Source organism: uncultured Gemella sp. (assembly GCF_963529685.1).
Lineage (GTDB): Bacteria > Bacillota > Bacilli > Staphylococcales > Gemellaceae > Gemella.
This window is the reverse complement of sequence record NZ_CAUSAI010000013.1, coordinates 18,779-37,684: the sequence shown is the minus strand read 5'-3', so window position 1 is coordinate 37,684 and position 18,906 is coordinate 18,779. Positions and strand designations below refer to the sequence as shown.

Genomic DNA, 18,906 nt, shown 5'->3' with positions numbered 1-18,906 from the left:
TTACATCAGAGATCAAATCTTCACTCACCCAACAATGGCTGAGAACTTAAATGATTTATTCAAATTAATCTAATAACTACAAAAAAGCGACTTGAAAATAATCTTTTTTAGAAATGATGTTTTCAAGTTGCTTCTCTTTTTATATCATTTAAATTTTCCGAAAATTTAAAATTTTTCAAAGTTTTTTTATTAAATGTATCTTATTCCCCTTTACAAATAAGTTTTTTTCTTGTATAATGGACACATGTCTTTTTAAAAAATACAACAAAAAGGAGATCAAACTATGAGTTATTATAAAAGAATTCCATTAATAGCAAAACTTATATTAGCTGTCGCACTGGGAATAATTTTAGGAAGCACTCTTCCTACTGCCCTTATTAGAGGTTTCGTAACATTCTCATCAATATTCAGCTCATTCTTAGGATTCACAATCCCTCTTATTATCGTAGGATTTATCGTACCAGGTATCAGCCAAGTATCTAACAACGCTGGAAAATTACTTGGACTTTCAACAGGTGTTGCATATATTTCTACTATTATCGCAGGAACATTTGCATTCCTAACAGCTAAAGCTGTATTACCAAACATTTTAGCTAATGCCACATTACAAACATTCAAAAATCCAGAAGACTTAATGTTAAAACCATTTATAGAGTTTAAAATGACTCCGATTTTTGATGTTACTACTGCATTAATTATCTCATTCATCTTAGGAATTGGGATTTCTGCAACACAATCAGAAGGATTAAAACAAGGATTTGCAGACTTCGGAGAAATTATAGAAAAATTACTTGCTACAGTAATTATTCCACTTCTTCCTTTCTACATCCTAGGTGTATTCATGAACATTACCGCTTCTGGTGAAGTATTTAAAATCTTAAAAATCTTCGCTATGGTATTCGTTCTAATTATTATCTTACACTTTATAATTATCCTTGCTCAATATACTTTTGCAGGTACACTTAATAAGAAAAATCCATTTAAGATGCTTGTTAATATTCTACCAGCATACATGACGGCAATTGGTACTCAATCATCAGCCGCTACTATTCCAGTAACACTAAAAAGCACTAAAAACATGGGCGTTGATAAAAATATCGCAAACTTTACAATTCCATTATTTGCGACTATTCATTTATCAGGAAGTACAATTACATTAACTACATGTGCATCTGCAGTATTCTGGTTACAACACGGTGCTACATTCCCATCAGCTGCAGTTATGGTTAAATTTATTCTTCTTCTTGGAGTAACAATGGTAGCTGCTCCTGGTGTCCCAGGTGGTGCAGTTATGGCAGCTCTTGGACTATTACAATCAGTTCTTGGATTCAATGAAATCATGTTATCTCTAATGATCGCATTATACATCACTCAAGATAGCTTTGGAACTGCATGTAACATCTCAGGAGACGGAGCTTTATCAGCTGTTGTTGACAGACTTAACAAAGCCTTCTTCAAAGAAGATGTAAATCAAAAAGCATAAAAACTAACCCCACAGACGTGAGTTTGTGGGATTTTTTTCATATACGTTGAGGTTTTTTCTCACACCACAATCAAAAAACAAGTATCTAAAACAGTAGGTTGTCAAATAAACTTAACAAAAAAAGCGACTCTTTGAACTTAATCTCCAAGCCGCTTCCATTATTCTATTTAAGTTTATATCTTAGTTTTACTGGATTATGATCACTATATCTATACTCTTGATTTAGAGTTTCTACTCCAAGTACTTCTATATTATCACTCGCAATATACCCATCGATAATGAAACCATATGTGCCTTCACTATCTTTTACATAAGGTTTATTATTAAGTCTTGCTGAATTGCGACTTTCATCATACACTAACTTAAAGCCGCTCGGTAATAAACTCTTATCAAAATTTTCAGCACGCCAAAGTTCTTCTGGTACAACATTAATTTCATCTTTTGTTAGAGTTTTTAACGATTGATTAAAATCTGCTCCAACTAGCACATAATTACCTTTCTTATACTCATAATCGATAAACTCAAGAAGTTGTTTTGTCTGAGCAACTTTTCCAGAATTTCCCTTATCATAAGCATCAAGATGAGCGTTAATTAATATCAAATACTTATCACTATTTTCTATTTTCGTATAAATAACAGAAAATCCACGTTTTAAATTAGCTAGTCTTTCAGGAAATGTAAATGGAATTGCCATTTGGAATCTTCTTGCACTCTCTATTTTGAAATCAGTCGCAGTATATATACCACTTTTCACCTTCCCTAGTGGAGGCAATGGATAAGGCACATATCTAACTTTAAAATTATAGGCTAAAATACTGTTTAAGCCTAATTTTTCATCGAATGCTATAACCTGATTAATATTATAACTACGCTTTGAATCTTCATCAATTTCTTGGATAAAGTTAACATTTGCTTTCTCATTTTTAACTATTTCTGTAATATTTTTCAAATTATCTTCAACATGATTTTTATCTAGTGGCAGTACCATTTTTCCACCATCCATGAAGAAATCTTCATCCTTATCTAGACCAGCATATCCTATATTCCAGTTAAGGGCACTATATTCTGTCCCTAACTTTGCACTTTCTGAAGCACCCTGCTTAGTTACCGGCAAACTTTCAACTCCATTCGGGCTATATTCAGTAGCCATCAAATACCCAACTAAACCTAAAAAGCCTAATACCCCTACTAACAACAAACTTATTATAAATTTTAATATTTTTTTCATCATCAACCTCATAAAAAAGGGGACTCTATAAAATCGCGATTTCCGAGTCACTCCCTAATAATTTTCATTATAAACTATTAATCTTTCTTCTTGTCTGGTAATTGTGACACGATAATTCCTGCAAATACGATAAACATACCGATTCCTTCTCTTATACCAATGTGTTCCCCAAGGATAAGCACTCCTCCTATTGCAGCTACAACAGACTCTAAACTCAATATTAAAGATGCTGTATGAGGTGGAACATCTTTTTGGCCAACAATTTGTAAAGTATACCCTACTCCGCTAGATAATACACCTATCCCTAATAACGGCCACACAACACTCATAATATCCGAAAAAATTATTGTTTCCTTAAATACTGCAAGAACTAAGCTCAACACAGATACAACAATTAATTGAACAAGCGATAAGAACATTGAGTTAACTCTAACAGCCGAATAATCAATAACAATAATATGAAGCCCGAATAGAACTGCACTAACCAAAACAATAAGATCTCCAGTCTCTAACGCTATCTCTTCTTTTACAGATAAGAAATAAAATCCAATTACAGATAAAATCAACCCCACTACAAAGAACTTATTAAGTTTATTGCCTAAGAACACTCCGATAAATGGTACTATACATATATATAAAACTGTAATAAATCCAGCTTTGCCCGCAGTTGTCATACCAATACCAACTTGAGCAATATACATCGCAAAAAACAATACTATTCCACAAATTCCACCAAGCAACCAACTTTGTTTTTTCGTCGTTGGCTCGGCTAACATTTTCGGATCTTGACTCTTATATAAACTAGGTACTAACATTGCAACACCACCTAGAAAAACTACCGCAATTACCGACCTTATTCCTACTACTGTTAATGGCCCTAATACCTTGCTCGTTATATTTTGCCAAATGAAAGCCAGCCCCCAAATAATCGTTACGATTATTAATAATAATTCTGAAATAAATTTTCTCATTAATACATCGATACACCTTTCCTATAAATTTTTTAAGATAAAAACATTATTTATCATCAATAAATAAATTTACACTTTTATAATTTTATATGTTATTTTGAAAAATTTCAACTATTAGCACCTTTTACTAATACTGATTAACTTAGAAATCATGATTTCAGATAAATCAATTTTGTAAGGTCATCCACATAAAATTTATTAAATATCTAAAATGCTTTTAGTAGTGCATTTACTAATTTTGTGTTATTACTATTCATGAGAGATTCCTTTCGTAATGAGTTGTGGTTAACTTTATTTTACACCTAGGAGTCTCTTTTTTCTATGTCTTTTTTTCAACTTTTCTTGACTTTTCTGTTTACACAAAATATTATACACTATCTTTTATAAAGTGAATTTAGATAGTAATAAATCTCTTCGACTATAAGTTCTCTTATAAACTTTGTTAAAATTTAAATCTTTTGGATCAACACTTTTATCCCCTAAAGATTACTATCGCATTAAAAAACGACATAGACAACCATAGTCATCCATGTCGTATTATAACTCGTCAAACACTATGTTCATACAAAAAAACAAAGTATACACACTGTTGCCCACAACATTATACTTTGTTTCTATTATTAAAATTTTATATACATTAATTTATATACACTAATATATGAAAGTTATTAAAAAATGTTATTTACTCAAAACATTTACGCAGATCTAAATCCAACTTCCTATATTATTTTTATGTAACTGTCTCTAACTTTATTATAATTAATATTACTCAGTTTTTCATTATACTTCCTTATACAATGAGTAAAAGTATAAGATATTATAAAATATACTTAACCACAACGGTTTATAGATTTCAAAAATCACTTTATAAAAGCTCTTTTGAAACCTAATAAACTGCGAGGGGGCGACTCGCCAAAATTGACTTCTACAAAACCATAATTTTTGAGTCACTCCCTAATTAATTGAAAATAAAATGAAATATAAGTTTATTAGGGAGAATTCAACTAAGTTCCCTTAGCTAAATCTCATTCCTAAACTAGATTAGTTTTTCGCTGGTGCATCTGCAGTTAATTCTAACTTGTAGATTGTTTGCTCACCAGTTTTTAGTTTCTCTAAATCGAATGTTTTAACACGTTTGTTAACCCATGTCATAGATTGTTGCCAACTGAATGGTAACCATGCAGCTTCTTCTCTGAATTGTTTATCGAATTTTTGGTATGCTTCTTTAAGTTTACCATCATCAAACATATCGCTACTTCCCATTGCGTCTAATGATTTTTGTAATTCTTCAGTTATGTAACGTTGTAAGTTAAGCGGTGTTGTTTTACTTACTAATCCACCTGCGTTAGGATCACTTCCTAATGCCCACGCTCCTTGGAAGATGTCGATTCCTGGATCGTCTGCTTGTACACGTTGTGACCAATCTTTAGATGCCATAAGTTTACCGTCTACTAATTTAACATCTAATCCTACTTCTTTCCAAGATTTAACGAATGTATCTGCTAACGTCTGATCGAAGTCTTGCCCTGTGTTACGGATAGCAAAGTTGAAAGTAAGTTTTTTACCATTTTTATCTTCTCTTAATCCGTCTCCATCTGTATCTTTAAGTCCTGCTTCATCAAGAAGTTTTTTCGCTTTTTCTACGTTCTTAGTATATTTCTCGCCTTCTGGGTTGTGGAACATTTTAACACTCGGTGGATAGAATCCAGATCCTGTTGGTGTGAAACGTAATCCTTTATAAACTTTTTCATTGATTTGATCCCAGTCTACCGCATAACCGAATGCTTGACGTACACGCTTATCTGCAGCTTTTGCATTTGGATTTACTTCTACTTCATTTTTTTCTTTGTTGAACTTACCTAGTTTGAATCCTACATATGAAATATATCTGTCAGATTCTCCTAAGATTGATCCGTTTTTCGCATCTTTAGTAGCATCCCAAATACCAGTAGTTAATCTATCCATTAAATCTACATCACCGTTTTTAAGAACTGCACTCGCTTGAGCTGGTGATACAACTTTGAACTGAATTTCCGGAATTTTTACATCAGCTTTTTTGTAGAAATGAGGGTTAGCTTTCGCTAATACACTTTCCCCATTAACTACTTTGTCTAAGTAATATGGTCCATAAGATAATGGTTTTTTATTTAATTCAGCTTCAGCAAATTTAGTGAAGTCTTTTGATGCAGCTTCTACTTGGGCTTTGTTTAGGAATTCTCCAATGAATCCATTAGCCCATAATAATGCTGGCTTAATTTCTGTATACTTAAGTACTACAGTCTTGTCGTCCTTTTTAACTACACCAGAGATATTTTTTGCTTTTCCTTCGTGATACTCCTTCATACCTTCGATTACTTCGAATTCATCACTATAACGAACATTTTCAGTGTACTTAGGATTCCCCATAAGTTCATAAGTCGCAACGATATCGTCTGCCTTAACATCTTCTCCATTGTTCCATTTAAGATCTTTGTGAATAGTTAATGTAACTTCCTTTTTCTCACGATCTACGTGGAACATAACTGGTGCTTCTTTATCATCTTGTTTTAGACGGTTTGCACCATCAAGCGGGAAAGCCCCATTCATTGTATACTTCATTACATCATTATCTGTTGCCTGTAAAGCAAACACTGGGTTAAACATCCCCGTTAATGGATCTGCAGAAGCGATACCGATTTTTAATTGTTGACCACTAAGTGCATTCCCACCATTTTCTACTGCCGTCTTGAATTCAACAGCCGCTTTTGTTCCTTTACTCGCTTTATTGTTACTTGCACTTGAACATCCCGCAAGTAACATTGTGAGAGCCATAGCCGAACTAACCACCTTTAACATTTTTTTCTTTTCCATTATCTTATCCTCCATGCTGTATGGTATACAGCCTTTCTTTAATATTATATTTAGCAATTATATCAAAATAAATTATTCAAGTCAAGTAATTGTCAGAAAATTTTACGTTATTTTTCTATTTATTAGATATTTTAGAAGATATTAACTTTCAATTTTTGCAAACAATCTTAATTTTCTGTATCAATTCTACAATTAACCCTATATTATTTATAGAATGTATTAACAACTTACTTCATATATCTCTGCTTTTTAACGTATTAAAAAAATATAAATTATCTATAATTATAAAATTGGGAGTGACTCAAAAATCAATTTTGCCAAGTCACTCCCATAAAGTTTATTAGATACTAAAAAGTTTTTATAAAGCGAATTTAGATACCAATAAACCACTACATCTATGAATTTTAATATAAACTTTTTTTAAAATTTAGGGCTTTCGGAGCAGCCCCTTTTTAATATTATAATCTTTGTCTAGCATCTAAACTACGTCTTAATGCACCACCGATAGAGTTAATACATAAAACTATAATTAAAATAGACAGAGCTGCTGGTAACCAAATATACATTTTATTAATAAGTACGTCTGCATCTTTTGCGTAAGATAACATAGTACCAATACTTGGTGTTCCTGCTGGAAGACCGAATCCAAGATATGTTAAACCTACCTCAATACCCATATTAGCTGCTAATGACAATGTAGCTTCTACTATGATAATAGAACTAATATTTGGTAGAATGCCTTGTAACATAATTTTCCAATCAGGTGTTCCCATAGTTTTTGAAGCTAATACATAATCACGACGTGACTCTGATAAAGCTTTACTACGTACTAAACGAGTAGAACTCATCCACGCGAATGCTGATAATATCAAGATGAACAGTACAAGACCATAATCACGTTTGATACTTACGAATACGATGATTACCATCAGTGTTGGGATAATTACCATAAAGTCCACAAGTCTCATTACAATATTATCAACACGTCCACCATAATATGCTATAACTAATCCTACTGCAGTACCAAATCCGATAGTTAATACTGTTACCGCTACTGCGATAAGAATCGAGTTAAGCATCCCCATCATTAGCCAGCCAAATACTGAATGACCTCCAACATCTGTACCTAGTAGGAATCCATCCTCACCAGGTTTTAAGAAAATATTTAATAAATCGACATCAAAATATGTACTATATACTCCACTTACACGAATGTAAATATTGAAAAGTACTACGAATACTAAAATAACACTTAACGTAACTAATGCTGCAAAGGCACCTTTATCTTTTTTAAACTCACGAGCTACAACTGAAAACCCAGAAGGAGTCTTAGTTATAACTTTTTCTTCTTTTACTTTTGTCATTGTTCAACTTCCTCCTAGTCTAATTTAATACGTGGGTCAACAATTGCCATGATAATATCACTTAGAGTACTACCAAGTAGTGTTAAGAAACCAGAGAATAGCATTAATGTTGTTACTACACTATAATCCCTATCTTGAATACTTTGATAGAATAATTGTCCCATTCCAGGATAACCGAAAATCGTTTCTACGAAAATACCACCACTGAATAATCCAGTAATAGAGAATCCGAAGAATGCTGCGATTGGTAAAATAGAGTTTCTGAAGATATGCCCTGAGTAAACTTTATTAACTGGCACACCTTTAGAACGCGCTGTTTTTACATAATCACTTTGTTTCGCATCGATAACTTCATTACGTAAATATTGAACAGTTGATACCGTTGATAATAACGCTAAACAGATACCCGGTAAAACTAAGTGTTGCAGTTTATTGATATAGTATGAGAATGTCCCTGGATCAAGGTTAACATCCACAGATCCACTTGTTGGGAACCATCCTAAACCGAAACCGAATAATGCAATCATAAATAAATATAATACGAATGATGGTATCGCTAAGAAGAAGAAGTTATAAAAGTTTACGAATTTATCGAATTTAGAACCATTATAACGTCCTGCATACATCCCCATAGGAATAGCGATTGAATACATTAATAATGCTGTAAATAATGACAGGTTAAATGTATTGAAAATTCTTTCTCCTAAAAGTGTCCCAACCGACTTACCAGTAGTATAACTCAAACCGAAATCCCCATGGATAAAGTTATTCAACCAAGTTAGATATTGTTGATACCAAGGATCATAGAATCCACTCGCTTGACGAATCGCCTCAATTTGCTCTTGAGAAATCTTTGGATTTTCTGCAAGACCACTAAATGGATCCCCAGGCATAAGCTTAGCTAAACCAAACACTAGTATACTAAGGATGAACAACTGTGGTATCATTACTAAAAAACGTTTTAAAACTACTTTCCACATTATACTTCTCCTCCTTTCATCGCTACATAGTGTGTATCTGTTAATTTTTTAAGTGGATATACCCTTCCATCTTTATCGAAATAATCATTGTAATGTTTTTGATACTCTTCTTCAACAGCTTGTCTAATTTCTTTTACTTCTTTAGCTTTATCTAAGTTTGTACTTGGAATAGCTGCAATAAGACGTTTTGTATAAATATGCTGAGGATTGTTGTAAATATCCTCACGAGTTCCACGTTCTACTATACGACCACGGTACATAATATAAATGTAATCACACATATGTTTAACAACACCAAGGTCATGAGAAATAAATAGATAACTTATATTAAATTCTCTTTGAATTTTTTTCATAAAGTTTAGAACCTGTGCTTGAACTGAAAGATCGAGTGCAGACACCGGCTCATCAGCCACTATTAAACGAGGATTACATGCAATAGCACGAGCAACCCCGATACGTTGACGTTGTCCACCTGAAAACTCAAATGGATATTTATACAAAGCATCTTCGCCCATACCAACGATATTAAGAAGTTCTAGAACTCTTTTTTTAGTTTCTTCTTCATTTAAGTTTTCGAAGTTATTAATAGGTTCAGCAATAATATCAACAATGCGTTTTTTCGGATTTAAGCTAGACATTGCATCTTGGAAAATCATTTGAACATCGCGATTATATTTAATTTTATTACGAGATGCTCTTTTAGTAACATCTTCGTTTTTATAGATAATTTGCCCATCTGTTGCTTTTTCTAAACCTAGAACTACTTTACCAACAGTAGTCTTTCCACTACCACTTTCTCCAATTAGCCCATAAGTTTTTCCAGCTTCTATTTCAAGATCAACACCATCTACTGCATAAACATAATCTTTAATCGTATTGAAAAATCCACCACGAATAGGATAATATACTTTTAGATTTTCTACTTTAAGCATTGTTCTCCTCCCCTTCAAATTCAAAGTTTCTATAACATGTGCAACGCACATGATGTCCTTCTTCTACCTCATGTAGCGTTGGGTTGTGTTCATGTTCTTCTTTATTTACCCAAGGAATACGATCAGCAAAACGGCATCCTTGTCTATCTAGAGTTTTTAAAGAAGGAACCATACCTTGAATAACATAAAGTTCTTCATCAGCTTGCTCATCATCAATTTGAGGAATACTACGTAATAGACTACGCGTATATGGATGTTTTGGATTTTTAAATATTTGTTCAGCAGTTCCAAGTTCCACTACTTCTCCTGCATATAACACAGCTACTCTATCAGCCATTTCAGCAACAACCCCAAGGTCGTGAGTAATTAAGATAATTCCTGCGTGCATTTCTGCCTGAAGTCCTTTAACAAGGTCTAAGATTTGTGCTTGGATAGTAACATCTAGTGCTGTAGTTGGCTCATCTGCGATAAGAACACTTGGCTTACAACTCATCGCCATTGCTATCATTACACGTTGACGCATACCACCAGATAATTCATGCGGATACTGTTTTGAACAACGCTCTGGATTAGGAATACCCACTTGTGTCAACAACTCGATAACACGTTTTTGTCTTTCTTCCACACTTAACTCCGTGTGATAAATTAAGGCTTCTTCAATTTGTTTCCCAATTCTGTGTAATGGATTTAATGAAGAAAGAGGATCTTGGAATATCATCCCAATATCTTTTGTTCTGATTTTATTCATTTCTCCCTCGGTTAAGTCTAACAAATTCTTTCCATTGAAGATAATCTCTCCAGTAGACTTCGTTAAATTCTCATTATGAAGACGCATAATAGTAGTTGCTAATGTAGACTTACCACAACCACTCTCACCAACGATGGCTAATACCTCGTTTCTATATAGGTTCAAACTAACTTTATCAACAGCATTAAAGTAATCATCTTTAATTCTAAATGCCGTCTCTAGATTTTTAATCTCTAATAGTTTCTCCATTCACCTATCTCCTTCCAATAACTTTCATCAATAATAAATACAAATTTAAACTTCATTTCTTTTATTTTCTTACATTTTATATTATATTTTTTATATTATAATTTTGTTTTATATATTATAACTTTTCAAAAAATGGCATAATACTATATTATAAAATTTTTAGAAAAAAAGCAATAAAAAAGAAAAAATTCGCAGTAAAAAACTAGAATTTTCTGACTATTTAGAAAATTGAATATCAAACTCTAATCCTAAATCTACAAAATAAAAAATACCGACATACATATTAAACTGCACATCGATATTCTTCTATATTTCTATAATTTTTGTTGGAATCACTGGATCAGTATCCATTATAACTATTCTATCATTACAATCGATAGTTTTATCAGCTTCTAAAACACAATCTATATCCTTGTTCTTAAGCGTCATATCCGCTGTCATACGAGCAAGTTCTTTAGTATTATTCTGTTCGCTTAAGTGGGCTAAAAGAACATTTTTCGTATTGCTCCCAACTATTTTTGTTAAATAATTAGCAGAGTCCGTATTCGACAAGTGTCCCATATCTGATAATATACGCTGTTTTGTCGTCCACGGATAAGGTCCACTAAGCAGAACATTTTCCTCATGATTACTCTCATAAACAATCGTGTGAGAGTCTCTCACATAATCAATCATCTTATCAGATACATATCCCGTATCTGTAAGGATACTTACTCTTTTCCCTTCACATTCGAAAGTGTAAAATTGCGGATTAATTGCATCATGACTAACTCCAAAACTATTAACAACTACATCATTAAAAATTTTACTCTCCTCTTTTTCAAAATGAAACTTAAGATCCGAACTGATTTCACCACATTTAGTCATACTTTGCCAAGTAAGCTTATTAGCATACACAGGGATATTATATTTTCTAGCTAATACTCCTACTCCTTTAATATGGTCTATATGCTCATGCGTCACAAAGATTGCATTGATATCTTTAATATCTCGCTCAATCTGAGCTAAGTTCTCTACTACTTTTTTCCCAGTCAGCCCAGCATCTACCAAGCATTTAAAATCATTATGCTCTATATAGATACTATTTCCACTACTACTGCTGGCTAATACCGATAATTTCAAATTGCACCTCCATACCAATTTTTCACTTTTCTATTATATCACCTTTTTAAAAAATTTTTAAGATAAAAATACTTTAGGATATATAAAGTTTGCTTTCTATAATTACTATATATATTCTTCTATAAAGACTCTAATTCACATGAAAAATCATCCTTACTATCTAAATAAAAAATAGGAGTAACTCGAAAATTACGATTTCAAAGAAATCGATCTTCTCGAGTCATCTCCTCAAAGTTTATCAGATATCTATAAAATTTTTTAATAACAAATTTAGATATCAACAAACCACTACATCTATGAATCCTATATAAATTTTTTATAATTTAGGATACTAAGACGGTTCTATTTTTTTAAAATTTTTATCTACTATTCTTTTGCTGATAAAGCTGCCATAGTTATATAGTTATACGGCTTGTTAAAATGCGGTAAGAAGAAAATATCTGTAAGAGCAAGTTTTTCAATAGTTACTTTCTCTTGGATAGCTAATGAGAATAAATGAATTCCCATTGAAATATCTTCTTTAGATGCAATTTGAGCCCCTAAAATTACACGACTATCTTTATCGTATACTATTTTGATTTTTACTTCATGGTTATCATGTTCAATAAATTCTGGTTTTTGTAAGTCTGTGTATTCTGTTACAGCTGCATTATAACCAAAACGTTTTGCTTTTTCTAATGTTAAACCAGTAGATACCATTTTCAGGTCATAGATACAAATACCATTCGAACCTTGAACACCTGCTGATTCGACTACATCTCCATCACCTCCAGCATTTAGAGCTGCAACTAATCCAGTACGAACTGCGTTAGATGCTAAGGCAATGTAGTTTGTATCTCCAACTGCATTATCATATACAGTTGCACAATCTCCAATAGCATATACATCTTTTATACTTGTTTCTTGTTTTTTATTAACTAAGAATGCTCCATTACGGAATAATTCAATTTTCCCATCACCTAATGCAGTATTTGGACGGAAACCTACAGCTAATATAACCATATCTACATCGAATGTTTCCTTATCTGTAATTAATCTTTCAACTTTTCCATCACCTTCAATAGCTTCTACTTTTTGTCCAAACGCTAATTTAATACCGTGATCTTCTAGATTTTTCTTCATTAAATTAGAAAATTCAGGATCGTAATATCCAGCAAGACATGTATCTACTATATCTACTACAGTTACTTCTTTTCCTAAACGTTCAAATGCTTCTGCAAGTTCTACACCAATATATCCTGCACCTACCACTGCTACACGTTTGATATCTGGATTAGCATTAAGTTTATTAATTACCTCTTCAGAGTTTTGGTATAACTTAACAAATTGTAAATTCTCTAATGTAGCTTTAAACTCTCTGTTTCCTGGCACAATTTCTGCTCCTTTAATTGGAGGTAAGATAGGTGTCGATCCAGTCGCAAATATCAGTTTATCATAACTTTCAACATGTTTTGTTTTTCCATCTAATAGTACGTGTACTTCTTTTTTATCATAGTCAACAGACTCAACAGGAGAATTCATATATACTTTGGCTCCTGCTTCTTCTAAAGATTCTTTACTAGCATAAAACAATCCTTCTGGACCTGAAATTTGCTTTCCAATCCATAAAGCCATTCCACATCCTAGAAATGAAATATTTGAGTTTTGGTCAAAAACTACCACTTCATTTTTATCGCCATATGTTGCTAAAATTTTATTAACACATGCTGTTCCTGCATGGTTTGCTCCAACTACTACAATTTTACTCATTTATTCATACCTCTTTTCTTTATTTTATGATAATAATTATCACTATCAATATTATATAATAAATAATAAGAAATATCAATAAATATATCATTAAAATAGTAATAAATTTAACTCATTTAATCTGTTTTAAAAATTACAATATCACTGCTTAAATAAAAAAACAATGAAAACGCTATCCTCAATGCAAGTCTTTTTGGAAATATACATTGTATTACTCTTACTGAAACATCTGTTACAATAATATAGATTTCATTCAAGATACTACACCCTATTATAGAATTATCATTATCCCAAGAAGATTTTCTGATAATTTTCCGAAAATTTTTAAAACAACTATTGATTTCCCTGATAGTCATATATATAATAAAAACAACAAAACTAGAAGGAAGAACTACAAATGAAACAAACAACTTCTAAATCTTGGCAAAACTGGCGTAGATAATGTTGTGTGTATGTTTTTATGATGTAGACGCAACTTTAGTGTACTCTAAAAGTGTCTATCTCGGCTGTAGAAAAATCGTTTTAAAATCGTAAAAAAGGCCGTATAGAATTATTCTATACGGTCTTTCCTTTTTAGAGTAACACAAATGTATTTATTTGGCTCATCAAAAAATCGGACTGATGGAAAAAATCAGTCCGATTAAATTATATACAAAAGTGAAAAAAACATAGAAAAAAACACAGTATACATAGTATAAATTTATTAGAATCTAATATACATGTTTTATCACAAAAAATATAAATGATATTAGTAACTACCCTATTATTTTATAAATCGTAATAATTAAACCGAATACTACTCCACTAATTAAAATAATATTTGTAATTAAGTCTTCATTCTTTTCTTTATTCTCTTTTTTTTCTTTCAAATTATTTCTCCTTTTCTAAATTCTGTAGTAATTTAATTTTTATAAACTTCTTTTTTGAAAAGCATACCACAAAAAAATACCAATAACAAAATAGAAACAAATAACAACAAAACATCGCATACTAGGTTTTCTAATATGCGATGTTTCTTTCTCAATTTACACCTTTAGGACATTAAATTTATGAGTAAAAATTACTATAATTAACAAGTTGAAAACATTAATGTAGCAACTATTATAAATAGTTGATTATCTACATTTAATTTGCTATAATCAAGGTCAGAGAGAGAAGTTAGAGAGTGTAACAACTCTCGATAAAGATGGTAGCTACTTCAATTTGAAAGGGGATGGTGCTTATGCTCATAAGTAACAGAATCTGGAAGAAAGGAGTAGCAAGTTGTCACCTTACGAAATAGTACAAACTATTATTGGTATAAATCTATTGATTGTAACAATAGTTGGAGTATGCTTAACAGCATTTAAAAATGACAATAAAAAATAACCATCTTTAACTTTAGCCGGTTAGATGGTTATTAAAACTATCTTATTCGAGCTACCGTCTTTTAAGTTAGTCGTTTATTTTTCAAAGTCGAAGACTGAAGAAAAATATTACGAATAATTTATACTACGACTACTATAATTTCTACGAACGTAGTGAGTTAAGAAATTATTAGTAAAGTCAGTGCAAACGGCTCTCTTCTTTATAACTTCATTTTAACATAAAAAAATATATAACGCAATAAATAACAACAAAACATCGCATACTAGGTTTTCTAATATGCGATGTTATTTTTATTATTTTTTAAATTTCTTATGTAATTCCGTATAAAATAATAATCCTATTAACGTTAAGGCTATTCCTCCCATGGCTAATGATGTTTGTGAGATTAAAGTACTTACTAAAGTATACACCCCACCAAGAATAGCTATTATAGGAACTATTGGGTATAAAGGTACTCTATATGGTCTTTCTAATTTTGGTTCTTTTTTACGCAGTATAATTACCGCAAGGAATGTTGCTGTGTAGAAAAACCACATTACAAATACTAATAAGTCAGTAAGCATATCGAAACTACCAGTTAACATCATTAAAAAAGATACTACCAAAATTAATAATCCTGCATTCACTGGTACAGCACCTTTGTTTAACTTCGTCCATATATGCTTAAACGGAATCTGATCACTTTTCGCCATAGCATAAGGAACTCTAAGCCCCGCCATTGAGAAACCATTAATCGCACCATATACGCTAACTAGAATTCCTATTGTAATAATCTTACCACCAATGCCGCCAAATAACTTTCCGGCAACTTCACTAGCAACAGTTTGATTCCCCGCTACATGATCTAATGGCAAAGTCATAAGATAAGCTACATTTATAAGTACATATACCGCCATAACAACAGCAAGCCCTAAGAAGATTGCTCTTGGTAAATCTTTTTTAGGATTTTTCATCTCTCCTGCCATACTTCCTACGTTAGTCCAACCCTCATAAGCAAACATCGCAGCAAGTAATGCTCCACCTAGTCCACTAGCAAATGAAATATCTTTCCCCGCTTCTATAGGCAATAATTGTAATGGTTGTGAATCAGTTTGGAATAATCCAAATGCAATAATTACTATTAACGGTATTAATTTACAAATAGTAGCTACCGTCTGAATTACCCCACCAATTTCCCCACCTAAAAAGTTTAAAAACATTAGTGATGCAGCTGCTGCAAAAGCTATAGGCAAATGCCACGCTTTATCTAAATTTAATAAGTTTAAGACTTGTGTAGAGAAAATAACAGCAAGTGCTGCTATCATGGCAGGGAAATAAATTACCGACTGCGCCCATCCTAATAAGAATGCTGCAGTTTTCCCATAAGTTCTCTCTATCCAAACAACCATCCCTCCTACTTCAGGAATAGATGCCGCAAGTTCCGCAACGGTAAGACCTGCACAAATAGTAATAATACCAGCAAGCACCCAAGCAAGTAACCCTAAACTCATCGTCCCTGTAGTCTTATAAATTACAGCCGCTTTAAAAAACACCCCTGCTCCTATTACTGAGCCTATTACCGTCATAAAAGCCGGCATAAAACCTATCGTTCTTTTCAATTCACTCATTAAATAGTCTCCTTATTTCTCATAATTTTTTTTATCTATATTATAACCTTTTATTTTCTAAAAATAAAGAAAAGACTCAAAATTTGAATTTTTTGAATCTTTTCATCAACATATTCTCCTATTTCCCAAATAATAACTTGAAGAAGTTTAATTTTTGACCATATCTTAATGTTGCTAGTCTATATACTTTAACACTCGCAAATGCCACAAGCAATGTAGTTACGACTAATATACCATAAGATAATCCTAGCTCTTGAATAGAAACATGACTTATTGCATAACGCGTAAACATTACAAAATATGATGTAAATGGGACATATGATAAAATTTCTGCTAGTTTAGTATCTCCAGATGAACCCATAATATAGTAGTTTACAAAGAATGCACCCATAAATGTTAACATCGGTACAGTTATCGCTCCGTTGACATCTTCAATCTTGCTAACTAGTGAAGCAAATGCCGCATACATGAACATAAACATTACAAAGCCAGTTAAAGCAAACAGTAGTCCGACACCAAGAACTTTCAAATCTACATTTTCTATAATGTGTTTGATGTTATCACTATATCTAGAACTATTGATTTTTAGACCTGCAAATAAACCACCTATGATTAAGCCCATTTGAATAAGTACCGCAACCGATAAAGCTAATACTTTCCCTAAAATTAACGTTCTAGGATTTACAGTGACTACTAATAGTTCCATAGCTCTATTACTTTTTTCTTTAACAACATTTGTTGCAACTACACTACCAAATTGAACTACCGTCATATAGACAATAAATGTAAGAGCATAAACTACTATAACATTTACTACTTGAGTTTGAGCATCAGAATCTCCACTTACGTTTACAGGTACAGGTTGAGGAAGATGTGCTTTTACGTTAGTTACTTTATCATAATCTAAACCATTTTGTTTATAGACTAATTTTTCTACATTTTTTCCAAAAGCTTCTTTGAATTCACTGCTATCTTTACTAAAGATAGATTGTCTAGATAAATATTCATAACTATCTTTAGTTAATACGATACCTTCATCTAATTTTTTATCTTTAATGTCTTTTTCTAAAGCCTCTTTACTATCGTATTTTTTAGCTTCTTTCAAATCATCTAATTTAATATTTGCATCTTTTATAACATATGCACTACGCGTAAAATTATCGTTATTATCACCTTTAAAAAGATTACTGTTCGCAATCGACGGTATGAATGTTATACCTATAGCTATAATGAAATACACTGACATAATAACCCTTGTTGATGTTTTAGCAAAAAATTGTTTTAATTCAAAATTAAATACTGTACTAAAATTTTTCATAATTACTTACCTACCTGTTCTTTGAAAATTTCTTCTAACGTTGGTTTATAAAGTTTAAATTCTTCTATATTGAATGTACTTCCAGCTAATCTTGCTAAAAGTTCTTTTTTAGCTCCTTCATCTTTAAAATCAAGAAGCACTCCCTCTGGTACTAATGAATACTCAATATCTAGTGGCACAGCTCTAAGATTAGCAAGCAGTTCCTCTTTCTCAAAACCACTAACACTCAAGATCATTTTTCCATGTCCTAATTGTTTTTTAATATAATCTAAATTACCACTTAGAGTAATTTCCCCTTTTTCTAGTATATTAATATCCTCACAGAATGTCTCCACAACTGGCATTTGGTGAGATGAGAAAATAACTAGTTTATCTTTTTTAATAAAGTCTGTAATAATTTCTTTTAACTTCGATACATTCACCGGGTCTAGTCCACTGAACGGTTCGTCAAAAACAAGAATATCTGGATCATTCATAACACTTTGGATAATTTGAATTTTTTGCGCATTCCCTTTAGATAATGTTTTTAATGCTTGTTTACTATCCTCTAATTCAAAGTACTCTAGCCATTTTTTTGCTTCTGTTTGTGCAGCTTTCTTCTTCATACCTTTTAACATTCCGAAATAAGTAAGCTGATCTACTAAACCAACCCCGTCATACATTCCACGTTCTTCTGGTAAATACCCAATTTTCACCTTACTGTGATCTAAAGGTTTCCCATCTAGTAAAATCTCACCTTTGTCAGGCTTAAATATATCTAACAGTATTCTAAAACTTGTCGTTTTACCACTACCATTTCGTCCAAGGTATCCATTAGCCACTCCACTTTTCGCTGTGAAGCTAACACCTTTAAGAACCTTTTTATTACCAAAACTTTTCTCTACATTTTTAAATTCTAAAATCATAGCCCTTACCTCATTTCCTAACTTATTAAAAG

At 32.0% G+C, this 18,906-nt stretch carries 14 protein-coding genes; 2 read left to right on the top strand and 12 right to left on the bottom strand.

Annotated elements, in window-relative coordinates; genetic code table 11:
• The first annotated feature begins 283 nt into the window (after window positions 1-283).
• Window positions 284-1,483 carry a dicarboxylate/amino acid:cation symporter gene (locus RWS90_RS03485; protein ID WP_314548658.1) on the top strand — a complete coding sequence of 400 codons (1,200 nt, stop codon included), beginning with the start codon at window positions 284-286 and terminating at the stop codon, window positions 1,481-1,483.
• Window positions 1,484-1,646: 163 nt separating this feature from the next.
• On the opposite strand, the gene RWS90_RS03480 is transcribed toward RWS90_RS03485, so the two are convergent.
• The 9 genes from RWS90_RS03480 to nox all read right to left on the bottom strand — a co-directional run bounded on the left by RWS90_RS03480 (window position 1,647) and on the right by nox (window position 13,676).
• Entirely contained in the window at window positions 1,647-2,711 is a 1,065-nt protein-coding gene (locus tag RWS90_RS03480; protein WP_314548657.1) for an endonuclease, read from the bottom strand.
• A gap of 77 nt (window positions 2,712-2,788) precedes the next feature.
• A complete protein-coding gene (locus RWS90_RS03475) occupies window positions 2,789-3,682 on the bottom strand; it encodes a DMT family transporter (protein WP_314548655.1) in 894 nt (297 codons plus the stop codon).
• Window positions 3,683-4,723: 1,041 nt separating this feature from the next.
• On the bottom strand, window positions 4,724-6,532 hold the full coding sequence (locus RWS90_RS03470; protein WP_314548652.1) for an ABC transporter substrate-binding protein: 1,809 nt from the start codon (window positions 6,530-6,532) through the stop codon (window positions 4,724-4,726).
• A gap of 458 nt (window positions 6,533-6,990) precedes the next feature.
• On the bottom strand, window positions 6,991-7,896 hold the full coding sequence (locus RWS90_RS03465) for an ABC transporter permease (protein WP_314548650.1): 906 nt from the start codon (window positions 7,894-7,896) through the stop codon (window positions 6,991-6,993).
• Window positions 7,897-7,910: 14 nt separating this feature from the next.
• Window positions 7,911-8,876 (bottom strand): oligopeptide ABC transporter permease, encoded by a 966-nt coding sequence (gene opp4B, locus RWS90_RS03460; RefSeq protein ID WP_314548648.1) that lies wholly within the window; start codon window positions 8,874-8,876, stop codon window positions 7,911-7,913.
• Window positions 8,876-9,808 (bottom strand): ATP-binding cassette domain-containing protein, encoded by a 933-nt coding sequence (locus RWS90_RS03455; RefSeq protein ID WP_314548647.1) that lies wholly within the window; start codon window positions 9,806-9,808, stop codon window positions 8,876-8,878. The genes opp4B and RWS90_RS03455 overlap by 1 nt, the downstream gene beginning before the upstream one ends.
• A complete protein-coding gene (locus RWS90_RS03450; RefSeq protein WP_314548646.1) occupies window positions 9,801-10,805 on the bottom strand; it encodes an ABC transporter ATP-binding protein in 1,005 nt (334 codons plus the stop codon). The genes RWS90_RS03455 and RWS90_RS03450 overlap by 8 nt, the downstream gene beginning before the upstream one ends.
• 306 nt (window positions 10,806-11,111) lie before the next feature.
• Window positions 11,112-11,927, bottom strand: coding sequence for an MBL fold metallo-hydrolase (locus tag RWS90_RS03445; protein ID WP_314548645.1), 816 nt, complete (start codon window positions 11,925-11,927; stop codon window positions 11,112-11,114).
• Between the two features lie 366 nt (window positions 11,928-12,293).
• Window positions 12,294-13,676, bottom strand: coding sequence for a H2O-forming NADH oxidase (gene nox, locus RWS90_RS03440; RefSeq protein WP_314548644.1), 1,383 nt, complete (start codon window positions 13,674-13,676; stop codon window positions 12,294-12,296).
• A gap of 1,263 nt (window positions 13,677-14,939) precedes the next feature.
• Between nox and RWS90_RS07860 the strand changes: the two genes are divergently transcribed.
• Entirely contained in the window at window positions 14,940-15,044 is a 105-nt protein-coding gene (locus RWS90_RS07860; protein WP_331709136.1) for a putative holin-like toxin, read from the top strand.
• A gap of 293 nt (window positions 15,045-15,337) precedes the next feature.
• Here the strand turns inward: RWS90_RS07860 and RWS90_RS03435 are convergent, their stop codons facing one another.
• The 3 genes from RWS90_RS03435 to RWS90_RS03425 form a co-directional block, all read right to left on the bottom strand.
• The gene (locus RWS90_RS03435; protein WP_314548643.1) at window positions 15,338-16,651 is read right to left on the bottom strand and encodes an amino acid permease; all 1,314 of its coding nucleotides are present in this window, start codon (window positions 16,649-16,651) and stop codon (window positions 15,338-15,340) included.
• Between the two features lie 118 nt (window positions 16,652-16,769).
• Window positions 16,770-17,969, bottom strand: coding sequence for an ABC transporter permease (locus RWS90_RS03430; RefSeq protein WP_314548641.1), 1,200 nt, complete (start codon window positions 17,967-17,969; stop codon window positions 16,770-16,772).
• Window positions 17,970-17,971: 2 nt separating this feature from the next.
• Window positions 17,972-18,874: an ATP-binding cassette domain-containing protein gene (locus tag RWS90_RS03425; protein ID WP_314548640.1), complete on the bottom strand. Its 903-nt coding sequence runs from the start codon at window positions 18,872-18,874 to the stop codon at window positions 17,972-17,974.
• Between the last annotated feature and the right edge of the window lie 32 nt (window positions 18,875-18,906).

Bases quoted from the DNA above. Each gene is read 5' to 3' on its own strand.
- RWS90_RS03485 (WP_314548658.1), top strand. From the start codon at position 284: ATGAGTTATTATAAAAGAATTCCATTAATAGCAAAACTTATATTAGCT.
- RWS90_RS03480 (WP_314548657.1), bottom strand. From the start codon at position 2,711: ATGAAAAAAATATTAAAATTTATAATAAGTTTGTTGTTAGTAGGGGTA.
- RWS90_RS03475 (WP_314548655.1), bottom strand. From the start codon at position 3,682: ATGAGAAAATTTATTTCAGAATTATTATTAATAATCGTAACGATTATT.
- RWS90_RS03470 (WP_314548652.1), bottom strand. From the start codon at position 6,532: ATGGAAAAGAAAAAAATGTTAAAGGTGGTTAGTTCGGCTATGGCTCTC.
- RWS90_RS03465 (WP_314548650.1), bottom strand. From the start codon at position 7,896: ATGACAAAAGTAAAAGAAGAAAAAGTTATAACTAAGACTCCTTCTGGG.
- opp4B (WP_314548648.1), bottom strand. From the start codon at position 8,876: ATGTGGAAAGTAGTTTTAAAACGTTTTTTAGTAATGATACCACAGTTG.
- RWS90_RS03455 (WP_314548647.1), bottom strand. From the start codon at position 9,808: ATGCTTAAAGTAGAAAATCTAAAAGTATATTATCCTATTCGTGGTGGA.
- RWS90_RS03450 (WP_314548646.1), bottom strand. From the start codon at position 10,805: ATGGAGAAACTATTAGAGATTAAAAATCTAGAGACGGCATTTAGAATT.
- nox (WP_314548644.1), bottom strand. From the start codon at position 13,676: ATGAGTAAAATTGTAGTAGTTGGAGCAAACCATGCAGGAACAGCATGT.
- RWS90_RS03435 (WP_314548643.1), bottom strand. From the start codon at position 16,651: ATGAGTGAATTGAAAAGAACGATAGGTTTTATGCCGGCTTTTATGACG.
- RWS90_RS03430 (WP_314548641.1), bottom strand. From the start codon at position 17,969: ATGAAAAATTTTAGTACAGTATTTAATTTTGAATTAAAACAATTTTTT.
- RWS90_RS03425 (WP_314548640.1), bottom strand. From the start codon at position 18,874: ATGATTTTAGAATTTAAAAATGTAGAGAAAAGTTTTGGTAATAAAAAG.